The following is a 24,844-nucleotide window of genomic DNA, read 5'->3' as shown; positions in this document are numbered from 1 at the left end:
GACATATCTTTCATACACTGCTTTATTGCATGAATGTAAGTATGCGCTTGTAAATAACCACATCTATAATGATCTTTAAACTTATCATAAAACTGGTTCTGTGTAAGATAATTTTTTTGATGGTATTCATACAAAGTCATATTATAGAACTTGCCCATATGAATACTGGTTTGATAAATTGTTTCATCAAATCTAGACTCAATTTCTACATGAAATGAATAAGCTAACTTCAACGACTTTGTTCTCTTTTTCTTTACATGTTTTGTTCCCATTATTTACCTCCTCTTAACTATGATTATACATCATAACCTCCAAAAGAGCAAACGTTCGTTCGGTGATGTTTTATTACACATAGTATGCGTTTTCAAAGTTGATTTTATATCAACAAGAATAATTGTAATATCTTTCCATCACGATAACGATGAGTATTTGCAAGGCATACAATCATGTTTAGAAATTTTAGATCAATACAATCGTAGAGTAGAAAGCAGGCTTTGATATTATCTCCGCCAGCTCCCCCTCATCAAACCGTACGTGAAGTTTTCCTTCATACGGCTTTCCGAAGTTCTTCTTCCATCTGCTTTACGGTTTAAAACACAACCATACGCTTGAGTCCTAATGAATATATAAGCTTCTTGACTTCATAGTAGTCATTAAGCTTCCTTCTTTTCCTTTTTATGTTATACCAAAGTATCAATCGATGTTTGATAAAGTTATCAATTTTCATTAATACTCTCGTCGATGACAGACCGTAGTAATTACGCCACCCAACAATTTTAAGGTTTAAGGTCCTAATCATAGTTTCAATGTCATTATAGGTTGTTGCTTTGTTGGTAATATCTCGAATAACATCTTTAATTCTATTGTGCTTCTTTTTAGATATCCATCTTTCTATAGCATAGTATTCTCTAGCTGACTTAGTAATTTGCTTAGTCTTTCTATGATGATAACCGAGAAAATCGAAACCTTCTTTGCCACCCCATAAATTTATAACTTTAGTCTTTTCTGAACTCAATTCCAAGCAAAGCCGTCTCATTATTTCTTGTACAACATAATAACTATGGTCTACGTTTTTCTTATTCTTGCAGATGATTACAAAATCATCTGCAAAACGAACTAGTACACCCAGATGTTTATAGTGTTTTTCCCACACCTGATCCATGTAGTTCAAGTATAGATTCGAAAGGAGCGGCGAAATGGATGAGCCTTGAGGACTACCGATTTCGCTCTCTACTAAATCACCCTTAATCATTACACCAGCTTTTAGCCACTTCCTTATCATTTTAAGGACTCTTCTATCACTAATCCTTTGCTCCATTAGGAGCATTAGTTTGTCATGATTGATGTTATTAAAGTAACCTTTTATATCAGCATCTAGGACATAATTTCCCTTGTTATTACATGCTTTTCTGATTACTTCTAAAGCTTGATGTTGATTTCGTTTAGGTCTAAAACCATATGAGCAGTCTAAGAAATCTGCATCGAATATTGGTTCTAGTACTGTCTTCATAGCAGTTTGTACTATCCTGTCTTTCACAGTTGGAATACCTAATGGTCTTGTGGCATCTTTACCTTTTGGGATTTCTACATGTCTTACAGACGGAGGATTATATGTACCCTCCATTAGTTTAACATGCAATTCCTCTAATACCTTGTCGACACCAATTGCTTCAATGTCTTCAATGGTCTGCTTATCAATACCAGCACTTCCTTTGTTACTCTTAACCTTCTTCCATGATTCTTTAAGTATATCTATTCTATAGATTTTATCATAAAGTGCATGAAACTTTCTTTTACCATTTACCTTGGCAGATTGGTATAGCTTTCTCTGAAGTTTTCGAACTTTTTCTTTGGTGTTATTAGTCTTTATGACATTCACTCACTCTTACCTCCTTCAAAAGCACAAACTAAGCAGGGAACCTTTCCTAAATAAGGTTATGTTGTCCTTATTATTATCGGTACTATGTTCCCCTCCGACTCCCTTTCTGCAAACTTCCATTTCACATGCCGCTTATAGGTCGTTTCTTTACACATTAGTGTGCAGAGGAGGGTCTCTCCAGTTCCGTCCACTCACTTTCTATACATGCCGATTCCCATACCCCGGAAACTTCTTCATCAAAGGCTCCAAGTTCTGCTTTGATTTCTTTCGATTTCGCCCATAAGGAAGAGGCTCATCAGTTTCTTTGGTCCCTTTCGGGTTTTATAACAGGGCTGCAGAATTCACTTTAAGTTACGGCCTGCATATTTGCTAGCCCTACTTGAGGTACTATTTCATGACGCTTCAAGCATAAGATTTCGCCTATACTTGGTCATATAGCTACTCTGCTCCTTGGCGATTACAGAGACCGGACTTTCACCGGTTAGCGTGCGGACAGCTTAACTGGACACGCTCCTAAGCAATAAAAAAAGGACTCCTTATAGAGCCCTTCTTGAGTCAAGTATTTAAAAACCAATGATAACAGCCACAATTACAAATACAGATGCAAATACAGCTAAAACGCCCTGGAACTTGATTTGGAACTTAAACCAGTTTGTCCATTCAACTCTTGCAACACCCAGTACACCCATCAAACTCGCTGATGTTGGTACAATGATATTTGTAAAACCATCACCTAATTGGAAAGCCAGTACTGCAACTTGCTTAGTAACGCCAACCAGTTCAGCTAGCGGCGCCATCAATGGCATGGTAAGGGCAGCCTGTCCAGAGCCAGATACAACAAAGAAGTTGAATATAGATTGGAATACATACATAAACCATGCTGACAGAACGTTTGGCAAACTATCAAGTACACCCGCCATGCCATTAAGAATAGTATTCATAACCGAAGGCGTAGAAGCACCAGTACCACCTAATACTAAAACTATACCCTTTGCTAGACCTACGACCATTGCTGCACCTAGTAAGTCTTTGGCACCATTTCTAAATGAAATAGCAATATCGTTAACACCCATATCTTCTAACTTAAATATAACACCGATAATTCCGGCAACTAAACCTAAAGTAAAGAATACTGTTGCAATTTCTGGTAAATAGTAACCTGATTCATTAACACCAAGAACAATCCATACAATAGCAAGTGCTAGTGCTATTAAGACAAGGCCATGTCCTAGCTTGAACTTCATGTTTTCGACAGTTTTGCCTTCAAACTCATTTCTAAAGTAAGCATCTGTCTTGTAAGAGACTGATTTTGTTGGATCTTTTTTGATTATATTTGCATACCATAGTGTAAAAGCGATACCAAGTGCAGTAAAGAACAAGAACATAAATATTCTAAATCCTGAACCGGATTGTAAAGGCACACCCGCAATACCTTGGGCAATTGACACAGAAAATGGATTCATCCAAGATGTCGCAAAACCAATTTGCGTAGCCACATATGTGATTAAAATACCCGTAATAGCATCATAACCTAAGGCTACCATTAAAGGAACTAAAATCATTGTAAATGGTATAGCCTCTTCTCCCATACCGAAGATAGCACCACCAAGTGAAAATAAGAAGAACATGACTGGAATCAAGATCCATTCAACGTTTTGGAATCTATCAATCAAGCGCAGTATTCCTGCATCAACAGCTCCAGTTTTCATTACGATGCCAAATGCACCACCAACAATGAGGATAAACATAAATACGCCAACTGCAGATCCCCATTTATCACCTGAAACAAAGCCTTCGAATGCAAAGTTTAAAAAGCCAACACCACCCCATTTTTCAAAGAGCTTGATTTTAGACTTGCTACCATCTGTTTGATAATCACCATACTTTTGAAGTACTGTGACATCATCGATTTCTAATGATTGTGCTTTGGATTTTTTTATAGAACCAATTTCTTCTTCACCTAGAAATACGTAAGTCTTATCACCAGAAGCATCTAGTGTGTAAGTGTTGTCACCGACAGTGAACTCGCCAACATCACCATCAGGAACATCAACCAATACTTGGTCTTGACTTGTCACTGCTTGATAAGATATATCAAATGTTCCATTTGGAATGATATAAGTTAATAAAGCTGCTATCACCACAATAAAAAATATAATGACGTACGTGTCTGGCATACGCCATGTTTTGTTTTTAACGCTCATTTTTCCCCCTTAATATATTCTATCTGCCTACATGACTATATATTGCAAATTACATGCCAAGTCATTTTATATGCAACTTAGCCATATAAGACTTTTATTGGGCCTATAATGGTTATTTTTTAACCATTATATTTCTAATGCCCCATTATAAGACCAATACCCTTTTCGGTAATTAAAGTCCCTCTTTTACCCTTGCTCATAACAATTAAATCCTTGTTCATAAGCTTTCTTAATTTCGTTCTCATCTGATACTGAGTCATTTCATAATCAGTGCCTGATGTATCATTTGAAAGTTTTTCACGACCACACGGTATATCGTTGTCGTTGTAGTACTTGATTCTTTTAAGAATAAACAAGTTGACACCACTTACAGGCTCAACTAAAGCTTGATTTGAAAGACTCTCAGTTTTGGCCAATTGAAAAAAATCTTCATCTGGGAAGTATGTCATAGTTATGGTATTACCATCTCTGATGGCCATCATATAATCAATGGTGTTTTTCAGTTCTCTTATGTTACCATACCAATTGTATTGATAGAGCTTGTTTAGAACAGCTTCCTCTATAATTACCGTCTCATTAGATATTTCAGACAATAAATAATTTATCAAAACAGGTATATCAGATTTTCTTTCTCTTAAAGGCGGCAGCTTGATATAGCCCATCTTCAAACGATGATAAAGATCTTCTCTAAAGTCTTTATTTGAAACCATTTCATATAAATTCTTATTTGTTGCCGCTACTACTCTGACATCTATAGGTTTTATTTCACTACCACCCATGCGCATGATTTCTTTTTCTTGTAAAACTCGTAACAATCTTGCCTGTAGCTTAAGAGAAACATCGCCTATTTCATCCAAGAAGATGGTGCCACCGTGGGCTTGTTCAAACAAACCGGCCTTACCACCTTTTTTAGCACCTGTAAAAGCCCCTTCCTCATAACCAAATAGCTCTGATTCAATAAGATCATCTGGTAAAGCAGAAAAGTTCACAGCTAGAAATGGACCGTCTTTTCTTGATGAAGCATTGTGTATGGCAGAAGCAAACAACTCTTTACCAGAGCCACTTTCTCCATAAATCAGCATGGTCAACTCTGATTTCGATAACTTCTCAGCTATATTTTTTACATGCATAATGGACTCAGAATAACCGATGATATCTTTAAATTCATGCTTGGCAAAGTAGCCCTTTCTTACCATTTCTCTTTTTAGTCTATCTGATTCACTGATGGTATCCTTGACGGATTTAAACTTGGCAACTGTAGAATGGTTGTTAAGCGTCATTTTCGAAACAGCATACTCAACCCTGTTGACCAGGTATATTTTTTCTTCATAATCACTTGTATCCATTAAATAATCTAGTAAGTCATGATTATAGAGAATGTCTTTAATATTTCTGCCAATGTGAAAAGGCAGATTAGTCTTAATGATTTTTTTGAAGTTCTCATTTGAGACACTAACGGTACCATAGTCATCAAAAACTAGAAGCCCATCACTTAAACCATCAATAACCGTTTCTAGATGCTTATTTAAAACAACAATCTTATGCTTGGATTCAGCCAACCTTTTTGAGATTCTAGTCGTCTTTTCTAAATACCTCTTTGAAAATTGACCTGCTTTTTCTTCAATTAGATCAAGCTTAGCAAGTATTTTAGTAATGGTTGTAAAATCCATGATTCTAGGACCTATATCTAAAATCTCTTCTACATGCTCGGGTACTAGATCTATTTCACCAGGCGTAATAGCTATGCTCGCCGACGTATCATAAGTCTCCATATCCGGATAAAAAGGTATAAAGTCTAAATGATTAATACCGATTTCTCTTAAGTGTCCGATCATTTCAAAAACGATTTCAGGCAGTTCGTTTACAAACAGGACCTTGGTTTTATCTGGTATCTCAACTATTTTGTCAAGATAGTCATTGTTAATGGTACGGTTGGCAATGATGAAATTGTTGACGTCATTTATTAAACCATCTATCTTTAGTTCATCATAAATAAACTTGGAAGAAAGTATAATCAAGTCTCCTTCTAGACAATCAATCTCGTCCTCGTCTATGGCATAACCTCTAAGAGAAAAGGAATCATCCAAATAATCTCTTACTTGATTAACAAGCGTTTCTTTTGTCCTCTTAGAACCAGCAACCAGTGTGATACTTTTCATGAAACCTCCTATTCGAAGGTCCCTTTTACAAGCACCTCCTTATCTTTAACCATGAGTCTACCTTTGGCAATAACATGGTTTATTTCTAATGTCTTTTGATCAACGATGACAATATCTGCATCGTAGTCTTTCCTTACGCGCCCCTTTGACTTAAGATTTAACTTATGTGCAGGATTTTCTGTAATTACTTTGATAGCAAGTTCTAGCGGAAGTCCTTCGACTTGCACGGCTTGTCTAACAGAATCATACAAACTCGACAATTTACCAATAGTCAGCCCAACAAGTCTGTTGTTTTCATCAAACTCCGGTAAAGAACCTTGACCATCTGAGGTAAATGTAATTCGGTCAATTGCCACATTTTCTTCAAGCGCTATTCTTAGAGCCTTTGGACTAGAAACTTCTCCTTGCTCAAGAAAGTAATCAGTTGTAGAGGTTGTAAAATCAATGTGACCGCCAGCTTTAGCATAACTTATCCCCTCTAGAAAGAGTGATTTATTTCTGTTTACATGCGTTGGTAAAAAATTATCTAGACTTAAATCACTGACTTCAGTAACTTGATGTAATAAGTCAAACTCTTCTTTTGAATCCCCTAGGTGTATGTTGACAATACCTGCTTTTCCACTTAACATGCCAGCCACACTGGCATCAGCTGTAAGCTTGCAAAGTTCTTCTAAACTAGGTACTGAAGAACGATGATCTGAAAGTGCAATTTCACCAACCCCGATAACTTTTTCAATTAAGATGATGTCATCTCTAATTGAGTCCATCAGTGTTTTTACCGGCACCTCATAAGAGCCAGTATAGACATAAGTAGAAATACCTTCTTCTTCTAGAGCATATGCCTTTGCCAGGAGTGCCTTCATAGATCTGGTTGTACCATCAGTCCCTATACAACCTACAACCGTTGTAACCCCTGCAGTTGTTATATCAGACAATTGAATTTCAGGCGTTCTGGTCTTAAAAGAACCTTCTCCACCCCCACCCATAATATGGACATGACTGTCAATAAAACCAGGTAGAATATTCTTTTGAGAACAATCTAGGACTTCTACATCCAGCCCCTCTAAGTCTATCTTGTCTTCAATAGCAACGATTTTATTTCCTGCTAATAAAATATCTTTAACGCCAATTTTCTCAGGAGAATATACATAACCATTTTTTAATAATATCATTTCTTTTCCTCCAATCATTGTTTTCGCAAGAACGATACCAATGATTTTACTGAATAACAAGCCTAATGGTTCTATAATAGTTATATCTACTAACCATTTACCACCATTTAAGCACCATTAAACTTCATTTCCTATTTGATTATCAAATTCTTATCATCAACTTATACATTGACTTTAGATATAAATCCTTAAATCAATCTCATACTTTCATAATCATTCCCCCTTTTACAGACAATATAGCAAGCCACATGCCACAAAGAAACATAAAAAAAAGAAGGGTATTGGTCACCAATACACCTCCATCATCACAATAAATAGCCATTACAATTATCTTCTCTTGCTGAGCTCTCTTTTTATATCTTCTAAACTTACACCTTCATTTTCCATCAAAACTAAACTATGATACAAGAGATCCGATAGTTCATAGACAAGTTCTTCCTTGTTTTTTGACATAGCCGCTATAATAACTTCACTTGATTCTTCGCCAACTTTCTTTAAGATTTTTTCTAAGCCTTTATCAAACAAGTAGTTGGTATAAGAACCTTCTTTGGGATTGACCTTTCTGTCTTTAATGACATCAAAAACATCACTTACTACATCCGTTGCCTTTGTACCGAGTAAATCATTAAAGAAACAAGACGTGTTTCCGGTATGACAGGCTGGCCCCTTTTGAATGACTTGAGCTAGTAAAGCGTCACCATCACAGTCATAAGTAAGGCAAATCAGTTCTTGAGTATTGCCTGACGTTTCCCCCTTCTTCCAAAGCTGATTTCTTGACCTGCTGTAGTAGTAAAGCGCATTTTCATCCAATGTTTTTTTATAAGCCTCTTCATTCATATATGAAAGAATCAAGACTTCTTTTGTATTGTAGTCCTGTGTGATAACAGGAATTAATCCATTTTCAAATTTAACCATTATAACCTTCTTACTTCTATATTGTTTTTATACATATACTCTTTTAACTCACTGATTTTAATTGCCTTATTATGAAAAACTGATGCAGCCAATATGCCATCGGCTAATTGAGCCCCCTCAACAAAGTGGTCCATAATGCCAGCACCACCAGAGGCGATGATGGGTACATTAACAGCACCAGAGATTAACTCTAATAGCTTTAAATCATAGCCATTTTTCATCCCATCCTCATCTATGCTGTTAATCACAAGTTCACCCGCTCCTAATGCGACTGCTTCTTTAGCCCACTCAATGGCATCAAGGCCAGTATTTTCTCTACCACCTTTAACAAAGACTCTGTATACACCATCAACCAACTTGGCATCTATAGAAACCACAACACATTGGTTGCCGTATTTTCTAGCTCCCTCTGCAATCAGGTCCGGGCTTTTAACTGCACTTGAATTGATAGACACCTTATCTGCACCTGATTTTAGAATCCTATCAAAATCTTCAATGGTGTTGACACCACCACCCACGCAAAATGGTATGTTGATTTCATCTGCTACTTGCTTGACAAACTTAAGAGAAGTTTCTCTGTTTTCATGAGATGCAGTGATATCATAAAAAACCAACTCATCAGCACCTTCAGCCGAGTAAAAGGCTGCCATATCTGTAGGAGATGCCACATCTTTGATGTTCTGAAACTTTTGTCCCTTGACGACACGACCGTCTCTGACATCCAAACAAGGTATGATTCTTTTAGCTAACATAAAGCCTCCTCTAATGTAAACTTGTTTTCATATAAAGCTTTACCTACGATGACGCCATCCAGTCCGATCTTTTTTAAACGTTTTAAGTCATCTAAACAAGATATGCCACCTGACGCAATAATCTCAATATCAACACTTGCTAGTACGCTTTCATACATAGAGAAGTTAGGACCAGTCAAAGTACCATCTTTAGATATGTCTGTATATACCACTCTTTTAACACCGATTTCTTCAAGTTTCTTGATGAAGTCGTCCGCATTGAGTTCAGTATCACTCAACCATCCGCCTATTGAAACCTTGCCATTTCTAGCATCTACGCCTACTGTTACTTGGTCTGGATACTTTTTTACCAGTTCTTCTAAGAAGACTTGATCTGTAACAGCAGCTGTACCAATGATGACTTGATTCACACCAAGATCTAAATATTTTCTTGCCTGTTCAAGATTCCTTATGCCTCCTCCAATTTGAATAAAGCAGTCAGACGCACTTCTTATTTCAGCTATTTTTTCTCTATTGTCTACATCACCTCTTGCACCATTTAAGTCCACAAGGTGTAAAAAATCACTGCCTGATGAAAGCCATTTATTAGCAGCTTCTAAAGGTGTGCCGTAAACAGTGACATTATCGTAATCCCCCTTATAAAGCCTAACAGCCTTGCCTCCTAAGATATCAATTGCTGGATATATAATCATCTTCTAACTCCTTTATTAAAACAAGCATGTCTTGACCAATGTCTCCACTCTTTTCAGGATGGAACTGAAAACCCAATACATTGTCTTTTTTTACAATCGCAGGTACCTTCACATCATATTCTGTATAAGCGACTACTTCTGAAAAATCTGACTTAGCATAATAGGAGTGAACAAAATAGACATAACTACTATCAAAGCGTTCATCTTTAGATGTCAGTGTGTTCCACCCCATCTGAGGTACTTTGACCTCTTCTTCATCAAATGGAACAATGTCACCTGGTATAAAACCAAGTCCCTTATAATAACCGCCTTCATAAGACGAATCATATAGAAGCTGCATGCCTAAACAGATGCCTACAAGAGGTTTACCTGCAGAAACATGTTTGTCTAAGACCTCTACAAGATTTTTCTCCTTAAGTTTTTTCATGGCATCTTCATAAGCACCTACTCCTGGAAGTATCAATAAGTCCGATGCTTGAATGACAGATAAGTCATTTGAGAAATTAACATCCATAGAAGCTCTAGAGAACCAGTTCATCAAAGATCTTATGTTGCCCAAACCATAATCTATTATTGTAATCATAGAACCCCCTTCGTTGACGGTAAGACATCACTTGTTACTTTAACGGCTTCTTTAAGCGCCCTACCAAAACCTTTAAAAAGTGCTTCCGCCTTGTGGTGGTCGTTTTCACCATATAAAACAGACATATGAAGAGTAAGACCTAAAGTATTAGAAAGACTCTTAAAGAACTCTTTTATGTTTTGAACATCTAGACCACCCAAATCAAATCTTTGATAATCACATTCATATACCAAGTAAGGTCTGCCAGATATATCAAGAACCACCCTTGCAAGTGTTTCATCCATAGGCAGATAAACACTCCCATACCTTTCTATGCCTTTTTTATCACCAAGGGCTTCTGAAATACAGTCTCCTAAAAGCAGACCAATATCTTCGGCAGTATGGTGGCCATCTACTTCTAGATCACCTTTACAAGATACGTTCAAATCTATCTTAGAGTGAAAGGAAAAAAGTGTTAACATATGGTCTAAAAAACCAATGCCTGTTTCAATATCACACGCGCCTGTGCCATCTAAATTTAACTCTATATCTATAGCAGTCTCTTTGGTAGATCTCTGCTTTTTAATTGATCTCAACTAAAGCCTCCTTCAACGCCTTTACAAAACTTTCATTTTCCTCCTTTTTACCGATGGTTACTCTAAATCTACCGGCTCCAAAGAATCTGACTAAAACCCCTTTTTTAAGAAGTGCTTCATACAAATCATCTTGTCCTTTGAAGTAAATAAAGTTGGCAGAGGACTTGTAGGCCTTTATATCCAGCTGATCTAAAGTTCTTTCCATGATTTCTCTTTCAAGGATAATAGCTCTAACATTCTCAGCCATGGTTTCCTTATTATCTAAAGCATAAAGGGCTGCTTGTTGAGAAAGAGCATTTAAGTTATAAGGTGCCTTAACCTTTAATACACTTGAAACTATGTTTTCCGATGCAATCATATAACCTACTCTGGCACCTGCTAGTCCCCAAGCTTTTGAAAAAGTTCTTAAGATCACTAAATTATCATAGGTATCCAATCTATTAAGCATGGACCCCTCAGAGAACTCTATATAAGCTTCATCTACAACTACTAGACCGTCATACATTTTTAAGAGTCTTTCTATGTCACATTTGCTGATTAAGTAACCTGTCGGATTATTAGGATTACAGATCATAATCATCTTAGGCTGTTCGTAGATAGCCGTTCTAATCAGCTCATCCATATCCATGACATAATCATTAGAAACGGTTATGTAGTCGGCTTCATAAATGGTAGAGAAAACCTTGTACATGGAAAAAGAATTTTCAAAGCCAAGCACTTTGTCACCTTTTTCAATAAATGTTCTAAATAATAATTCAATCATCTCAGAAGAGCCATTACCAATCACCAACTCACTTGGAAAAACTTTTAGATAATCTGCTAGTTTATTCTTTAACTCACTTGCCCTGTCATCAGGGTACCTGTTGAGTGATTTAAATATGTTGACATCCATGTTGTAAGCACTTTCATTTGCATCTAATCGGATGACATTTTTATATGTCATGACTTCATAAGGCACTAAACTCTCTATATTCATTTTAGTTTTCATCTTAACCTCCAAATCTAATCTTAATCGCATTAGAGTGACCAAAGAGTCCTTCATCATCAGCGATGTTTACAATATCATCTTTAACATTTTCAAGACCTTCTTTTGTATAGTGAATCAAAGACATCTTCTTAATAAAATCATCTATACCTAGAGGTGATGAAAACATGGCTGTACCACTTGTTGGTAAGGTATGATTGGGGCCAGCTATGTAGTCGCCTAATGGTTCAGGTGAATAAGCACCTACAAATACTGCACCGGCATTCTTTATACCGCCAAGCATCTTTTCTGAATTTTCAGTCAAAATTTCTAAATGTTCAGGCGCGATTTTATTGGCCAAATCAATCATTTCCTCGTAAGAATCAACAATCAGAATGGCTGATTCATTATTCAGGGATTCCTTTATAATCTCTTTTCTCGGCGACTGATTCATCTGACTATCTAGTTCTTTTAGGATCTCATCAACCCGTTCATCTCCTTTTATGATTGTAATGGCTGCCGCTTTTTCATCATGTTCTGCTTGAGAAATCATATCGGCCGCTATATATTTTGGATTTGAAGTCTGGTCTGCCATAATCAAAATCTCGCTAGGACCTGCTATCATGTCAATACCTACAATGCCTGAAACCATCCCCTTGGCAGTAGCCACATATGCGTTACCCGGTCCAACAATCTTGTTTACAGGTTCAATGGATTCTGTACCATAAGTCAGGGCTGCGACTGCCTGAGCACCACCTATAGCATATATCTTATCTACCCCAGCAAGTTTTGCTGCTACTAGAACGGAATCTTTTACTTTCCCGTCTTTCATAGGAGGCGTCACCATAACTACTTGATCTACCCCAGCCAGTTTGGCAGGTAGAGCATTCATTAAAACCGTTGACGGGTAAGCAGCTTTACCACCTGGGACATAGATGCCAACTCTCTCAAGCGGTCTGATGATTTCTCCTAAGCGACCACCTGGTATCTCTAAATATTGCGACGCTCTTAATTGAATCTTATGATAAGCTTGAATATTGTCTCTCGCGACTTTTAAACTCCTTAGTAGCGGTGGATCAATCCTGTCAAAGGCATCAAGGATGGCTTGATTGGATACTTCTAATGCATCTAGCTTAACGCCATCAAACCTTTCAGTAAAATCGTATAAGGACTGATCCCCTTCCTTTTTGACTGTATTTAAGATACTTAAGACTTGCTGATTTAAATCTAAATCGACACGGCGACTTTTTAAGTCTGACAAGTAATTTTCAATATCACTCTTTATAACTCTCATTACGCCTCCTTAAGCTGTTCAACCCATTTGATAAGTGTTGGTTGATGAAATCTATAAGATATGGAGTTACAAATCAATCTTGCAGATACCTCGTGCATATCTTCTACAACGACTAGGTTATTGGCTTTGAGTGTATTGCCAGTTTCTACTATATCAACGATGCAATCAGCCAGTCCTACTAAAGGTGCTAATTCTACTGAACCATTCAGGGGAATGATTTCAATCTCCTTGTTCATATCTTCAAAATACTTCTTTGCTACATTTGGATATTTCGTTGCTACTCTTACCTTGTCAAGCGACATAATATCTTCAGCATCCTTCATAGTTGCAATAGAAAACTTGCACTTGCCAAAATCCAGATCAGCTAGTTCATAAACTGTTTCCTGTCTTTCCATGATGACATCACTACCAACAACGCCTAAGTCGCAAACGCCGTTTTCTACATAAGTGACCACATCACTTGGCTTTAATAAAATATATTCAATGTTATTTTCCATGTCTTTAAAAACAAGTTTTCTTGATTTTAAATCTATTACCTCATTAAGGTCTAATTTCTTGAAGCTCTCAATAGCAGCTTCACATAATCTTCCTTTAGCTAGTCCTACTCTTAACATGATATTCTCCTTAAATCATCAAACTCTAGTGAAAAACCAACAGCTGGCATTTCCTTATTAAACATTCTAGATAACTTATCGTATCTGCCACCCCTGATCAGTGGTCTGTTCATGCCCTTATAATATCCCTTGAATATGACACCATCGTAATACTCAAACTTAGATAAAAGACTTAAATCGAAACTGACTCTCTCTTTTAGTTGACTTTGTAAGTAAGTCATTTCAGACAAGGCAATCTTCATATCTGCATTCATATAGCCAGATGATAACTCGTCTGCATCAAAGGTCTTTACAGATACCAGATACCTCAGCTTATCTTTGATTTCTTCTTCTATGTCTACTGACAAGAGTAGTTCATTTAACTGTTGTGGTTGCTTATTATATATGATCTCCTTAATGGTTCTTTTGACTTCTATGTCTAAGATACCTTTAAGCAATCCTTCTAAATACTTGGTGTGACCTATAACAATGATGGTTTGACCTAAAGGTCTTAGGATATCTTTAGCTATATGAATCATTTCCAAATCAGCTTCTATTGACATATTGCCAATATATTCAGCTCCCATTTGCCTTTTTTCTAAGATGCTAGATTCACCATTTTCAAATACTACAGAATCATAAAACAACTTCATCGGGCTACCATCGTACTTATCTGCAATTGATTTCACAATGTTAAAGGTGATGTCAGGTCTTAGTATTTCTATATTACCTAAGTTGTTAATGACCTTAACTGTTTTCTCTTTAGGTGTTCTACCTGAAAACTTAATAAAATCATCGTAATCTTCAAAGTATGACGTCTCCGTCATCAGATAACCGTTATTTCTTAGTAGGTCAAGTACGCGTTCTCTCACTTGATTTCTTGCTCTTAAACTTTCTAAATAATCCATTGTTCCCTCCAAAATATTTTTCTACAAAAAACTAAAAGACGTCACGCATTCTACGTGACGTCTCTATCGTCATCATAGATGCAAGCCAGCAAAAGCAGAGCTTGCATCTATGAAAATTAATTCATAATACAAACTCTGAATCTATGATGATGATGAAGTTTATTAATATTTAAAATAAATAATCTCATAATGTGTCTCCTCACAGGTTCGATTTTTAAGAAGTATAACATGCATAAAAATGCATGTCAACGACTTTTTATTATTTTCTTACAAAATATTTTGTAAGTTCAGGTCCAGTTTTAAAAACATTACCTGTTGATTCACATGCACCTTCATGGTAATTGAGTGCATGTCTATCTTTAGAATCTCTTGAGTCATAAATCATATAAGGGACTGGATTAGAGGTGTGCGTTCTTAATCTAACAGGCGTCGGGTGATCTGGTAAAATCATCATCTTGTAGTCTTCGCCTTTTTTGTTCAGTTCATCTATTAAGAACTTAACCACCTTCTTATCAATGATTTCAATAGCTTCAATTTTTTCATCTAAATTACCTTGATGACTACATTCATCAGTTGCCTCTAAGTGTAAATATACGTAATCAACCTTTTCTAAAGCCTCTAGAGTTGCTCTTGCTTTACCTTCAAAGTTGGTATGAATCGTACCTGTTGCCCCTTCAACTTCAATGGCATCCATTTCAGCACATCTACCAATTCCCTTGATTAAATCAACTGCAGAAATTGTCACACCTTCAACACCATAAAGTTCTTTAAAGGCATCTAACTTAGGTTTTCTACCCTCACCCCATATCCACATCATATTGGCTGGATTTAAACCTCTTTTTACACGATCTAAGTTTATTGGATGATCTTTTAGGATTTCATAAGACTTTTTTTCAAACTCCCATATCCAATCTGCACCCTCTGGAACATACGATTTTAAAGTTTGCTCTAAAAAGTCATGCGGCGGTACAAGTTTCAAGTCCAGATGTCCCTTATGCCATACAACAATGTTTCTATAGCTGGTGCCATCATAAAACTTTCTCATATCATCTTCTAAGTGTTCACGTAGACTTTTCATCAAGAGACTTGCTTCTTCTGAGGTGATATCACTTGAAGAGTGGTCAATCATCACCTTGTCTTCAAACTGCTCGTCCTCTGATACAGTTACCAAATTACATCTGAAAATGACATCATCTGCTAACATTGGGACACCAATGTTGGCAGCTTCAAGTGGTGATCTACCTGTATGATACTTATCTGGTGCATAACCCATAATAGATAGGTTAGCAACATCACTCCCTGGTGGCATGCCTTCAGGTACAGTATGAACCATTCCCAGTTCAGAGGCCTTGGCTAAGGCATTGATATTTTTTATGTCTGCATATTCTAAAGGTGTTTTGTTATTCAGTTTTTCTATGACTTCATCAGCCATACCATCTATGAGTACAACAATATATTTCATAATCTACCTCAAAATCGTCTCTACAGTGTTTTTAATTGATACCTTACTGATTACATGTGGATGTAAAACAAGGTCTTCAGCTAGGTATTTGATTGGCTCTGGTACTTCCAAACCAGTTTTTTCTGCTAATACATGAATCAGTTCAAAGTCATCATCTAAAAGCAAATCATCTGAAATGCTTTTTAATACATCTCTTGTGAATTTATAAGGACTGGCAGTTGATGCAATCATAGCAGGCTTGTCATCAGAAGTATCCTCTAGATATCTGTCATAAACAACTTGAGCCACAGCAGTATGTGTGTCCATCAAGTAAGCTTCTTTTTCATAAACTTCTTTTATCTTTAAAACCGTTTCTCTTTCAGTGGCAAAACTTGCATAGAAATCTTTCATCTTTTCTTTGCCAGATGGACTTATTGTATAAGATCCTTGATTTTTTAGCTTGTTCATTAATACAGGTACATCCTCACCTATAAATGCTAGGTACCTTTCTAAGTTAGAAGAAATCAAAATGTCCATAGATGGTGAATTGGTCACCTTAAACTTTCTATCTAAATCATAAGTGCCACTCTTAATAAAGTCTGTTAATACGGCATTTTCGTTGGATGCACATATAAGCTTATCAATCGGAAGCCCCATTTCCTTAGCATATCTAGAGGCTAATATATTACCGAAGTTGCCTGTTGGCACAACCACATTCATAAAATCGCCCAAGTTTAACATACCTTTTCTAACATGGTCTAAATAGCCATGTACATAGTAAACAATCTGAGGTACCAAACGACCGATGTTGATGGAGTTGGCTGAAGAAAACTGGTAGCCTTTTTCTTTTAGATCAGCCTTTAAAGCGTCATCTAGAAAAATAGATTTTACTGCTGACTGAGCATCATCAAAATTCCCCTTGATACCAAATACATAAGTATTGTCACCTTTTTGTGAAACCATTTGATGTTTCTGAATCTCACTGATACCCTCTGAAGGATAAAAAACAACAATCTTGGTACCATCAACGTCACAGAAGCCTTCTAGAGCAGCCTTGCCTGTATCTCCGGATGTTGCTGTTAAAATGACAATCTCATCTTCAACGCCTAATTTTTTTGATGCCTTTTTCATTAAGTGTGGCAGGATGGATAAGGCCATATCTTTAAATGCCAGTGTTCTGCCATGATAAAGCTCTAAGACACTTCTACCCTCTAAATACTTTACAGGCACCACTTCATCTACAAACTTTTCATCATAAGCCTTGTAAACTGCACAGTTTACTTCTGCATCTGAATAATCTGTCAAATACATTTTCAAGACATAGGACGCCAGTTCCTGATAGTTCATCTTCAAACATTTATCCAAATCTAATTTTGGAAATGACTCAGGAATGTAAAGACCACCATCTGGTGCAATACCATTAACGATTGCACTTGCACTTGAAACCTTCTCTTCATAACCTCTTGTACTCTTGTATAACATAAACGCCTCCTGTCCGTGTATCAAAGACACTTGTTTGCTTTTTCAACTAAAATTTATTTATTGTAACATAGAGCCGAAAAGCATGCAAGCATTAATTTAAGAAAACGTTTTACAAAAAAAGAAGGCCAATCTCCATGAGATTAGCACATTACTTTCTTGGTCACATTATATCTTTAAGCCATTTTTATAGACGCTTGGCGACTGAATCGTTTTAATATTTTTAATTGGATCTTCTTCTAAAACAAGGAAATCTGCCACTTTTCCAGCCTCTAAGGTGCCATGTGTATGATCAACACCTAGTAGCATGGCTGCATTTTTAGTTGCAGATAATATGGCGTCCATTTCAGTCATCCCGGCCTTAACCATCAGCTCTAACTCAAAAGCACTTGAACTAGCATGTTTGTTAAATGGCGTCCCAACATCTGTACCCATAGCAATTTTTACACCTGACTTATAAGACAGCTTAAAGCTTGCTTGATGCTTTTTAAAGACAGACTTTGACTTATCAACGGCATACTTCGGAATACCACCTTCTTCACCATGTTTAATGATAAAGTGGACAGCAGATAAAGTTGGTACAAAATAAGTGCCTGCATCTATTGCCATATCTACTGCTTCTTGGTCTAAGATAGTAGCATGCTCTACTGAATCAATACCTGCTAAGATGGAATTCTTAACCCCCTGCATAGAATGACAGTGGGTACAAATTTTTCTACCTGCCTTATGTGCTTCTTCTCTTGCTGCAATCAGTTCATCTACATTAAACTGATAGGCATTGACATCAACACCTGGTGTTAATACACCCCCTGATGAAATAACCTTAATCAGATCAGCGCCTGCCTTTAACTGTTCTCTTACAGCCTTTCTTACTTCGTCAGGACCATCACACTCTCTACCTACAGTCCATCCATGTCCACCTGTCATGGTAACGATTTTACCTGCGCAAAGCATATCTGGACCCTTGATGGAACCATCTTTTAAATACTTTTTTAAATGAAGCTGGATATTGTTGACACCACCCACATCACGGATATAGGTTACGCCACCTTTAAGGATATCCTCTAGATTTTTTACTGCATGCATGACGATGTCAGTATCATTCATTTTTTCCATAGCACCCATCATATCAGCAACTGGTGGAAAGCAAATGTGGGTATGACAATCTATTAAGCCTGGCATGATGTAATCTGCTTGAATCATGTCACCATCATACGAATCTAGAAATTCTAAGATCTTACCATCTTCTACATGCATGATTTTATTTTCAATGCTTGTGCCATTACCAACTATTAGCTTTTTAAACTTGTAATAACTCATGATCCCTCCTAAAAATACTTCTGTATGGTTTCATAAACAATGGCAGCTGTAAGTCCCCATAATGTACCGTGTTTGGTTCTATAAACATACACTTCTCTTAGACTGTCGTTCCATGTATGATGGTATCTTTCAGGCAAGTCCAGTTCTTTAACTGGAAAATACTCAATCAAATTACCCGCTTCATCTACTTCTGAAGAATAAGACCTTACCTTTATGCCATATGTTTCTGGTTCATTATCAATAAAGTACTGTACAGGCATTGTAAATACATAGGCAACTTCATCCATGTTGATGTTTAAATCATCCAAAGAATCCACCTCTATCAGCCCTAAAAAGTTTTCTATATAAACGTGTCCAACAAATGAATCTATCTGCTTGATAACTTTTATCTGATCTGATGAAATACCAAGTTCTTCACAGGTTTCTCTAACAGCTGTATCCTTAAAGTTCTTATCAATACCTTCGTCAAATTGGCCGCCTGGAAAAGAAATTTCAGATCCTTGTCGTATATTTTTTGCACGCTTTTGAAAGAGAAAATGATAGTCCCCTTCTAGCTTTATAAGGGCTACAAGAACTGCAAAGTTACCCAGTCTATTTCTCCCAATGATGTCATGTTTGTCGTCTAGTCTATCTACAAATGCTTCAAAATCTTTCTGATTCATTAATCTACAATAAACTTATACACGGTCTTTTGAGTATAAGTATCTCCTTTTTTTAAAATACTGCTGTTAAAGCCTTTATGATGGATACCATCTGGTTCAGCTTGGAACTCTATGGCTAAACCTAAATGTTTCGCATGGTCAAGTATTGGAAAATTATAAGAATACATAACCACACATGCTTGATCTGATGTAACGACCATCTTACGGCCATTAGAAGCAGATAACTCTAAAGCACCTTTTACTAGCCAAGGATGGTCATAACCGCCACCTCTAATCAATTGCTCATGATCTGAAAACAGATCACGGCCTATGGTCTTTTTCTTTCTAAAATCAAATGGTGTATGACTGACATCCATAAGTTTCCCTGTAGGTATGGATGTTTTATCAATTTCTATTAGGTAATCACTGTCTAGCTTTAACTCCATATCTAAAATATTTTTTAACGGTTGTAAGTTAAAATAAGAATGGTTGGTCATATTCAGTAGAGTATCCCTATCACTTACACCCTTGTAATCAATAGAAAGCGAATCACCTTCTAATGTATAAATAACCTCAACATCCAAATTACCTGGAAAACCTTCTTCACCATGTGGTGAATGATAGGTCAGTCTTAAAACATTGTCTTCTTGGTGTCCTATAAAATACTTCTTATCAAATCCATTTAAACCACCATGGAGGCCATTGCCTCTATCAACTGTTTCCATGGTAAATTCCTCACCATTTAAATCATACTTGCCTTTACAAATACGACCAGCTGTACGACCAATAATGGCACCAAAATAGGCATCATTTTCTTTATAATCTTCTATATCTTTAAAACCATGAATGATATTCTCTATCAAACCATTTCTATCAGGCATTTTAATTTCATGAATGATACCACCTAGGTTTAAAATCGTCACTTCTAAAAAGTCATTCTTTAACGTATATTTTTTTAACATGTCTACTCCTCAAACACTTGAAACTCTAGCTTAATTCCATTAGGGTCATTCAAAAAGAAATGATAGATTTTAAAATAATCGTTATAAGTTGGCGGATCACCACCTAAGATCTTAGCCATCTCATCTACCGCTTGTCTAGAATCATAAACAAATGTAATACAAGTTTGATCAGACACTTTACTAGGAAAATGATTACAAAATCCTAACTTTCCAAAACCTGCATCAAATATCAAACATTTTCCTTGATCCTTATAGAGCTTTAAGCCCATCTTTGTATAAAAGGTCCTTGTCTTTTCTAAATCTTCCACTCTGTAAAAATTAATTAAATCACAATGCATTTCATCACCCCACTCCCTATTAGTATACATCTAAATAGATGAAAATGGGATACTGTCACCAATAAAAAAGTCATCTAAATATAGACAACTTTCATCTTGATACACTCATTTCATGCAGTTCTTGTAAATCACAGTAAGGTATCATTTTACTTTCATTGTACATCTTAGCTTCGTACATGGCCATATCGGCACATCTATAAATCTCCTCAAGGTTATCAGCATCATCTGGATAAACCGAAAGGCCTACCGAAACCGAAAACTCTCCGTTTAACTTACTGCTAAACCTCTCATTCATAACCTGAGTTACACTATTTATCCTATCTGATAAAGCTTCTTGTAACTTGAGTTCATGATTTGGTAGTATAATTAAAAACTCATCTCCCCCCATTCTACAGAAGGTGTCACTCGGTCTTATGACTTTCTTGGCTTCGTCAGAAAACTCCTTAAGTACAGTGTCTCCAAACGAATGGCCATGAGAATCATTGATGTTTTTAAACTTATCAATGTCTAATAAGACTAAGGAAAATCGTCTGTCATAACGAAGCGATTCATCAAATACTTCCCCAAGCTTGATACTGTAATACCTTCTATTGTAAGCCCCTGTCACTTCGTCAATTACCGAATGTTCAAAGAGTTCTTTTTTAGCCTTATCTTCCTTCCTAACATATCTGTGTAGATAACAAGCAGACACAACAACAGCCATTTGAAAAGCCATGACAGAGTTATAATGATATTCACGGAACTGATACAAAATAAAAATTGCCACCATGCCAGTCAGATAAAAAAACAATGTAAAGGCCAAGCCCAACAATTTATATTTAATGATCAAAAAGTATGATAGAAAAACAAGTCCAATCATACTAATAAGCTTGTAGTTAAAATCAACTTCCATATTTATAAATATGGAAACAATCGAAATATATATAATTGCAATTAAAACAAATTCTGTCTTTTTAAACTTTAAGTCAAGTTTCACAATCACATCCACCAATCACTATTATTATCAACCAAATCCCATGTACTATATATGCCCAATTTAGACAAATCCAATCATATTCATCAAAGTTAGTGAATACTAATGTATTTAATTCAACCTTGCAGGCGGACAATACCATAGTGTAAAATTGTCTTAGGAGGTAATCATGACAAGAAAAGAAGTAATAGAATATTTTTTAAGTAAGCCTTTTTCTGTAGAAACATACCCTTTTGATGACGTAACGGCAGTTTTCAAAGTAGGAGGTAAAATGTTTGGACTTATCAGTGTTCATGAAGCAGATAGAGTGAGTATCAATCTAAAGAACACACCCGATCAAAACATCCTCATGCGTGAAATATATGAGGAAGTTATTCCTGCTTATCATCAGAATAAAACACATTGGAACACCGTTTATATCGATAGAACATTAGACGTTTCTACCATCCATAAAATGATTGATGATTCCTATGACATTGTTTATAAGAAACTGACAAAAAAGTTAAGACAAGAACTCGAAAGTTAATAATACTCTAGACGCAAAAATAACCCTAGATAAGGGTTATTTTATATGTCTCCATAAAATTCTTTTAAATCAAGCCGTCTTATAACTTGATGATACATGGCTGTAAATAGCGTTACTTGGAAGATTGCCATCAAAGCTTTCACAAATGGTATGACAATATAAACAGCTAGCTGACCTTTTAACCAAGTGTCAAGTAGTAAGTTCATGCCATAGTTTATAAGGACTAAACTTGTAACAGTAATAAATATTTTGAGGAAGTTTCCTTTAGTCAAAGATAGACTTTCTTTAACACCCTCTAAACCATCCAGATTTTCAATTACTACGCCATGTACTGAAAAAATAATTTTCACACATAAGATACCAAGCACTACAGCTGTTATCAAAGTCGCTGCAGTCTGGGATTCTGTGATGGCATACATAAGAACCATAGCTATTGCTGTTGGAAGAACAAGGGCCGCAGAGCAAATGATCCCCAGAAATACAATCTGAATAATCTTCGAAAAACATACCTTCATTATATGTACCGGTTGAATAGACGCCCCCTTCATGACATTTGAAGTAGTCTTGATTATTAGGAGCACAAAAAAAACCTTGACTGAATCAACTAAAAGCTGGCTTACCATCACCCCCCCAAAGAAAGACATGAAACCACTTTCTGTTAGAGCCATTTCTAAAAGCAAACTGAGTCCAAGAGTTGGTACTAAAAACAAAAGAAGCGTCTTCCAACTTTTCATGATGTTTCTCGCTGATTGACTTATAGCTTTTAGTATCTTAATTTTTCCCTTATATCTTTTTATCATTCATTCCCCCATAGTATTTTAAATCTACTTATGTACTTTATACAAAATTATATAATTTTATTATAAACTAAACATAGTTAAATTTATTCGCATATACATGAAAATGTTTATTTAGGTCGTAAACATGCAGAAAGCCTCCCTTTAAAACAATTGATGATTCAAAGGCTCTAGTTTATAATAAACTAAAGAATAATTTAAGAAAAGAGTAAAAAGATGGAATTTAGAAGATTACATAATAATGAATTAAATCAGTGGTTTAAATTGTGTCATACAGCTTTTAATGTAGCAGAAACTTATTTTAGAAGACACTTTTACAGCGATCCTAAAAGGAATACAGATGGCATTTTTGTTGCTGTTGACAACAAGGAACTGGTTGGAACAGTTAGGGTGTTCGAAAGAGAAATCTACTATCATGGTCAACCGGTAAAGATGGGTGGTGTTGGAGAAGTTTGTACACTCGCTAGCCACTACAGACAAGGTATTGCAAAAACACTTCTAACCATGGCCATCGATTATATGACAAGCAATGATTTCAAAGTATCTGTACTTGGTTCAGGTGCAGACAAACTCTATGAAGCTTTGGGTTATAAAAGTCGTGAAAGGCTCTACAAACTACTTGAATTAAAAGCCAAAGACAATGATTATTGTTTTGAGTCTATAGAACACGATGATTATAGCCGTCTTGCTAAGCTCTATCATAAGGTATCGGTAAAGCTAGATGGACCAATGGTTAGAAGTCTTGAGTATTTTCAGACTTGGTTCAAAGAAGAGTCTTCTAATTATGAAAGCTTTAAAATCATGAAAGATCAAGCTCTGCTTGGTTATTTGGTCTATAGTATAAAAGATGACATCAACCTACATGAGCTTATACTAGAAGATATAAATATGTCTGATGAAGTTCTAGAACACTTGTTGTTTCACTTATCATCAGATAAACCTATTCATATACCAGCCATTTATCCAAGTAAACATAAAGTCATTGAAAATATAAACTACAAACACTGGATGTATTTGAATCTAACTCATAAAGATTATACTGACTTAAATAACCATGTCATATGGAAGATCGATCACTATTAAAATATAATCTTTCCCATGTTAGAAACTCAACCATAATAGTCTATTTTTCTTGATTTATTTCGATTTCCGTAATAAACTAATTTTATAGATTAAGGAGTACAGTAATGAAATTGAAAAATGTTGAGATTTTCCTTCAGAGAAAATATGATAAATCATTTAAGTTTACAGACAACAGAGATAAAGTTAAGCCTTACACTAAATTAACCAAGCCTCTGAAACAATCGAAATTAGCATTAATCACATCGTCGGGTCTTTATAAGAAAGAAGAACAAGCTTTTGATACAGAAGCTTTATTAGGAGATACTACCTTTAGAATCATCCGCAAAACAGATGATTTAAACACACTTGATATCGCCCATACACATTATGATCATAAGTTCATTAGAGAAGACATTAATACAGTATATCCAATGAAACATTTAGAGAAGCTGGTTAATGAAAACTTTTTAGGACAAGTAGCAGACAATCACTACTCATTCTGTGGATTCATTTTAGATACCGAAAACTTAATTAATGAAACTGCTAAGGGCATCTTAGAAGAGCTTAAAAAGGACAATGTTGACATAGTCCTTTTAGCACCGGTTTGACCTGTAT

25 protein-coding genes are annotated in these 24,844 nt (G+C 36.0%); 3 read left to right on the top strand and 22 right to left on the bottom strand.

Annotated elements, in window-relative coordinates; genetic code table 11:
• The 21 genes from EZV73_RS13230 to EZV73_RS13130 all read right to left on the bottom strand — a co-directional run.
• On the bottom strand, positions 1 to 272 hold a 272-nt coding region (locus tag EZV73_RS13230; protein WP_240840808.1), incomplete at its 3' end, for a hypothetical protein.
• 317 nt (positions 273 to 589) lie between these two features.
• A complete protein-coding gene (ltrA, locus tag EZV73_RS13225) occupies positions 590 to 1,879 on the bottom strand; it encodes a group II intron reverse transcriptase/maturase (protein WP_240840807.1) in 1,290 nt (429 codons plus the stop codon).
• Positions 1,880 to 2,442: 563 nt separating this feature from the next.
• A complete protein-coding gene (gene yfcC, locus EZV73_RS13220) occupies positions 2,443 to 4,083 on the bottom strand; it encodes a putative basic amino acid antiporter YfcC (protein ID WP_240840806.1) in 1,641 nt (546 codons plus the stop codon).
• 134 nt (positions 4,084 to 4,217) lie between these two features.
• Complete coding sequence (locus tag EZV73_RS13215) at positions 4,218 to 6,242, bottom strand: sigma-54-dependent Fis family transcriptional regulator (protein WP_240840805.1); 2,025 nt, start codon at positions 6,240 to 6,242, stop codon at positions 4,218 to 4,220.
• 8 nt (positions 6,243 to 6,250) lie between these two features.
• On the bottom strand, positions 6,251 to 7,414 hold the full coding sequence (gene iadA, locus EZV73_RS13210) for a beta-aspartyl-peptidase (RefSeq protein ID WP_240840804.1): 1,164 nt from the start codon (positions 7,412 to 7,414) through the stop codon (positions 6,251 to 6,253).
• Between the two features lie 327 nt (positions 7,415 to 7,741).
• Positions 7,742 to 8,329, bottom strand: coding sequence for a bifunctional phosphoribosyl-AMP cyclohydrolase/phosphoribosyl-ATP diphosphatase HisIE (gene hisIE / locus EZV73_RS13205; protein ID WP_240840803.1), 588 nt, complete (start codon positions 8,327 to 8,329; stop codon positions 7,742 to 7,744).
• Complete coding sequence (gene hisF, locus EZV73_RS13200; RefSeq protein ID WP_240840802.1) at positions 8,329 to 9,081, bottom strand: imidazole glycerol phosphate synthase subunit HisF; 753 nt, start codon at positions 9,079 to 9,081, stop codon at positions 8,329 to 8,331. The genes hisIE and hisF overlap by 1 nt, the downstream gene beginning before the upstream one ends.
• On the bottom strand, positions 9,075 to 9,773 hold the full coding sequence (hisA, locus tag EZV73_RS13195; protein WP_240840801.1) for a 1-(5-phosphoribosyl)-5-[(5-phosphoribosylamino)methylideneamino]imidazole-4-carboxamide isomerase: 699 nt from the start codon (positions 9,771 to 9,773) through the stop codon (positions 9,075 to 9,077). Before hisA ends, hisF begins: the two co-directional genes overlap by 7 nt.
• A complete protein-coding gene (gene hisH, locus EZV73_RS13190; RefSeq protein WP_240840800.1) occupies positions 9,751 to 10,356 on the bottom strand; it encodes an imidazole glycerol phosphate synthase subunit HisH in 606 nt (201 codons plus the stop codon). Before hisH ends, hisA begins: the two co-directional genes overlap by 23 nt.
• On the bottom strand, positions 10,353 to 10,931 hold the full coding sequence (hisB, locus tag EZV73_RS13185) for an imidazoleglycerol-phosphate dehydratase HisB (protein ID WP_240840799.1): 579 nt from the start codon (positions 10,929 to 10,931) through the stop codon (positions 10,353 to 10,355). Before hisB ends, hisH begins: the two co-directional genes overlap by 4 nt.
• The gene (gene hisC, locus EZV73_RS13180; RefSeq protein ID WP_240840798.1) at positions 10,918 to 11,919 is read right to left on the bottom strand and encodes a histidinol-phosphate transaminase; all 1,002 of its coding nucleotides are present in this window, start codon (positions 11,917 to 11,919) and stop codon (positions 10,918 to 10,920) included. The genes hisB and hisC overlap by 14 nt, the downstream gene beginning before the upstream one ends.
• Before the next feature lies 1 nt (position 11,920).
• Entirely contained in the window at positions 11,921 to 13,189 is a 1,269-nt protein-coding gene (gene hisD, locus EZV73_RS13175; protein WP_240840797.1) for a histidinol dehydrogenase, read from the bottom strand.
• On the bottom strand, positions 13,189 to 13,803 hold the full coding sequence (hisG, locus tag EZV73_RS13170; RefSeq protein ID WP_240840796.1) for an ATP phosphoribosyltransferase: 615 nt from the start codon (positions 13,801 to 13,803) through the stop codon (positions 13,189 to 13,191). The genes hisD and hisG overlap by 1 nt, the downstream gene beginning before the upstream one ends.
• On the bottom strand, positions 13,797 to 14,690 hold the full coding sequence (locus tag EZV73_RS13165) for an ATP phosphoribosyltransferase regulatory subunit (RefSeq protein WP_240840795.1): 894 nt from the start codon (positions 14,688 to 14,690) through the stop codon (positions 13,797 to 13,799). Before EZV73_RS13165 ends, hisG begins: the two co-directional genes overlap by 7 nt.
• 259 nt (positions 14,691 to 14,949) lie before the next feature.
• Positions 14,950 to 16,152: a cofactor-independent phosphoglycerate mutase gene (locus tag EZV73_RS13160; RefSeq protein WP_240840794.1), complete on the bottom strand. Its 1,203-nt coding sequence runs from the start codon at positions 16,150 to 16,152 to the stop codon at positions 14,950 to 14,952.
• Between the two features lie 3 nt (positions 16,153 to 16,155).
• Positions 16,156 to 17,613 carry a threonine synthase gene (gene thrC, locus EZV73_RS13155; RefSeq protein ID WP_240840793.1) on the bottom strand — a complete coding sequence of 486 codons (1,458 nt, stop codon included), beginning with the start codon at positions 17,611 to 17,613 and terminating at the stop codon, positions 16,156 to 16,158.
• A 165-nt stretch (positions 17,614 to 17,778) separates the two neighbouring features.
• Positions 17,779 to 18,930 (bottom strand): amidohydrolase family protein, encoded by a 1,152-nt coding sequence (locus EZV73_RS13150; protein WP_240840792.1) that lies wholly within the window; start codon positions 18,928 to 18,930, stop codon positions 17,779 to 17,781.
• 8 nt (positions 18,931 to 18,938) lie between these two features.
• Complete coding sequence (locus EZV73_RS13145) at positions 18,939 to 19,592, bottom strand: CoA pyrophosphatase (RefSeq protein WP_240840791.1); 654 nt, start codon at positions 19,590 to 19,592, stop codon at positions 18,939 to 18,941.
• On the bottom strand, positions 19,592 to 20,533 hold the full coding sequence (locus EZV73_RS13140) for an aldose epimerase family protein (protein WP_240840790.1): 942 nt from the start codon (positions 20,531 to 20,533) through the stop codon (positions 19,592 to 19,594). Before EZV73_RS13140 ends, EZV73_RS13145 begins: the two co-directional genes overlap by 1 nt.
• Positions 20,534 to 20,535: 2 nt before the next feature.
• Positions 20,536 to 20,871, bottom strand: a complete 336-nt coding sequence (locus EZV73_RS13135) for a VOC family protein (protein ID WP_240840789.1) — start codon at positions 20,869 to 20,871, stop codon at positions 20,536 to 20,538.
• A gap of 91 nt (positions 20,872 to 20,962) precedes the next feature.
• Positions 20,963 to 21,847, bottom strand: a complete 885-nt coding sequence (locus EZV73_RS13130; RefSeq protein WP_240840788.1) for a diguanylate cyclase — start codon at positions 21,845 to 21,847, stop codon at positions 20,963 to 20,965.
• A 166-nt stretch (positions 21,848 to 22,013) separates the two neighbouring features.
• Here EZV73_RS13130 and EZV73_RS13125 point away from each other — a divergent pair, with 166 nt between their 5' ends.
• Complete coding sequence (locus EZV73_RS13125) at positions 22,014 to 22,370, top strand: MmcQ/YjbR family DNA-binding protein (RefSeq protein ID WP_240840787.1); 357 nt, start codon at positions 22,014 to 22,016, stop codon at positions 22,368 to 22,370.
• A gap of 41 nt (positions 22,371 to 22,411) precedes the next feature.
• On the opposite strand, the gene EZV73_RS13120 is transcribed toward EZV73_RS13125, so the two are convergent.
• Positions 22,412 to 23,170 carry a hypothetical protein gene (locus EZV73_RS13120; RefSeq protein WP_240840786.1) on the bottom strand — a complete coding sequence of 253 codons (759 nt, stop codon included), beginning with the start codon at positions 23,168 to 23,170 and terminating at the stop codon, positions 22,412 to 22,414.
• Positions 23,171 to 23,383: 213 nt separating this feature from the next.
• Here EZV73_RS13120 and EZV73_RS13115 point away from each other — a divergent pair, with 213 nt between their 5' ends.
• Together EZV73_RS13115 and EZV73_RS13110 are read left to right on the top strand one after the other, a co-directional pair.
• A complete protein-coding gene (locus EZV73_RS13115; protein ID WP_240840785.1) occupies positions 23,384 to 24,250 on the top strand; it encodes a GNAT family N-acetyltransferase in 867 nt (288 codons plus the stop codon).
• Positions 24,251 to 24,354: 104 nt separating this feature from the next.
• On the top strand, positions 24,355 to 24,837 hold the full coding sequence (locus tag EZV73_RS13110; protein ID WP_240840784.1) for a glycine/sarcosine/betaine reductase selenoprotein B family protein: 483 nt from the start codon (positions 24,355 to 24,357) through the stop codon (positions 24,835 to 24,837).
• The last annotated feature ends 7 nt before the right edge of the window (positions 24,838 to 24,844 follow it).

The organism is Acidaminobacter sp. JC074, from assembly GCF_022496765.1.
Lineage (GTDB): Bacteria > Bacillota > Clostridia > Peptostreptococcales > Acidaminobacteraceae > JABXKX01.
Note: the sequence above shows the minus strand (reverse complement) of the source record. Positions and strands in the feature narration are given on the sequence as shown.

Excerpts from the sequence above, each read along its gene's own strand:
- yfcC (WP_240840806.1), bottom strand. The coding sequence starts at position 4,083 with ATGAGCGTTAAAAACAAAACATGGCGTATGCCAGACACGTACGTCATT.
- EZV73_RS13215 (WP_240840805.1), bottom strand. The coding sequence starts at position 6,242 with ATGAAAAGTATCACACTGGTTGCTGGTTCTAAGAGGACAAAAGAAACG.
- iadA (WP_240840804.1), bottom strand. The coding sequence starts at position 7,414 with ATGATATTATTAAAAAATGGTTATGTATATTCTCCTGAGAAAATTGGC.
- hisIE (WP_240840803.1), bottom strand. The coding sequence starts at position 8,329 with ATGGTTAAATTTGAAAATGGATTAATTCCTGTTATCACACAGGACTAC.
- hisF (WP_240840802.1), bottom strand. The coding sequence starts at position 9,081 with ATGTTAGCTAAAAGAATCATACCTTGTTTGGATGTCAGAGACGGTCGT.
- hisA (WP_240840801.1), bottom strand. The coding sequence starts at position 9,773 with ATGATTATATATCCAGCAATTGATATCTTAGGAGGCAAGGCTGTTAGG.
- hisH (WP_240840800.1), bottom strand. The coding sequence starts at position 10,356 with ATGATTACAATAATAGATTATGGTTTGGGCAACATAAGATCTTTGATG.
- hisC (WP_240840798.1), bottom strand. The coding sequence starts at position 11,919 with ATGAAAACTAAAATGAATATAGAGAGTTTAGTGCCTTATGAAGTCATG.
- hisD (WP_240840797.1), bottom strand. The coding sequence starts at position 13,189 with ATGAGAGTTATAAAGAGTGATATTGAAAATTACTTGTCAGACTTAAAA.
- hisG (WP_240840796.1), bottom strand. The coding sequence starts at position 13,803 with ATGTTAAGAGTAGGACTAGCTAAAGGAAGATTATGTGAAGCTGCTATT.
- EZV73_RS13165 (WP_240840795.1), bottom strand. The coding sequence starts at position 14,690 with ATGGATTATTTAGAAAGTTTAAGAGCAAGAAATCAAGTGAGAGAACGC.
- EZV73_RS13160 (WP_240840794.1), bottom strand. The coding sequence starts at position 16,152 with ATGAAATATATTGTTGTACTCATAGATGGTATGGCTGATGAAGTCATA.
- thrC (WP_240840793.1), bottom strand. The coding sequence starts at position 17,613 with ATGTTATACAAGAGTACAAGAGGTTATGAAGAGAAGGTTTCAAGTGCA.
- EZV73_RS13150 (WP_240840792.1), bottom strand. The coding sequence starts at position 18,930 with ATGAGTTATTACAAGTTTAAAAAGCTAATAGTTGGTAATGGCACAAGC.
- EZV73_RS13145 (WP_240840791.1), bottom strand. The coding sequence starts at position 19,592 with ATGAATCAGAAAGATTTTGAAGCATTTGTAGATAGACTAGACGACAAA.
- EZV73_RS13140 (WP_240840790.1), bottom strand. The coding sequence starts at position 20,533 with ATGTTAAAAAAATATACGTTAAAGAATGACTTTTTAGAAGTGACGATT.
- EZV73_RS13135 (WP_240840789.1), bottom strand. The coding sequence starts at position 20,871 with ATGCATTGTGATTTAATTAATTTTTACAGAGTGGAAGATTTAGAAAAG.
- EZV73_RS13125 (WP_240840787.1), top strand. The coding sequence starts at position 22,014 with ATGACAAGAAAAGAAGTAATAGAATATTTTTTAAGTAAGCCTTTTTCT.
- EZV73_RS13120 (WP_240840786.1), bottom strand. The coding sequence starts at position 23,170 with ATGATAAAAAGATATAAGGGAAAAATTAAGATACTAAAAGCTATAAGT.
- EZV73_RS13115 (WP_240840785.1), top strand. The coding sequence starts at position 23,384 with ATGGAATTTAGAAGATTACATAATAATGAATTAAATCAGTGGTTTAAA.
- EZV73_RS13110 (WP_240840784.1), top strand. The coding sequence starts at position 24,355 with ATGAAATTGAAAAATGTTGAGATTTTCCTTCAGAGAAAATATGATAAA.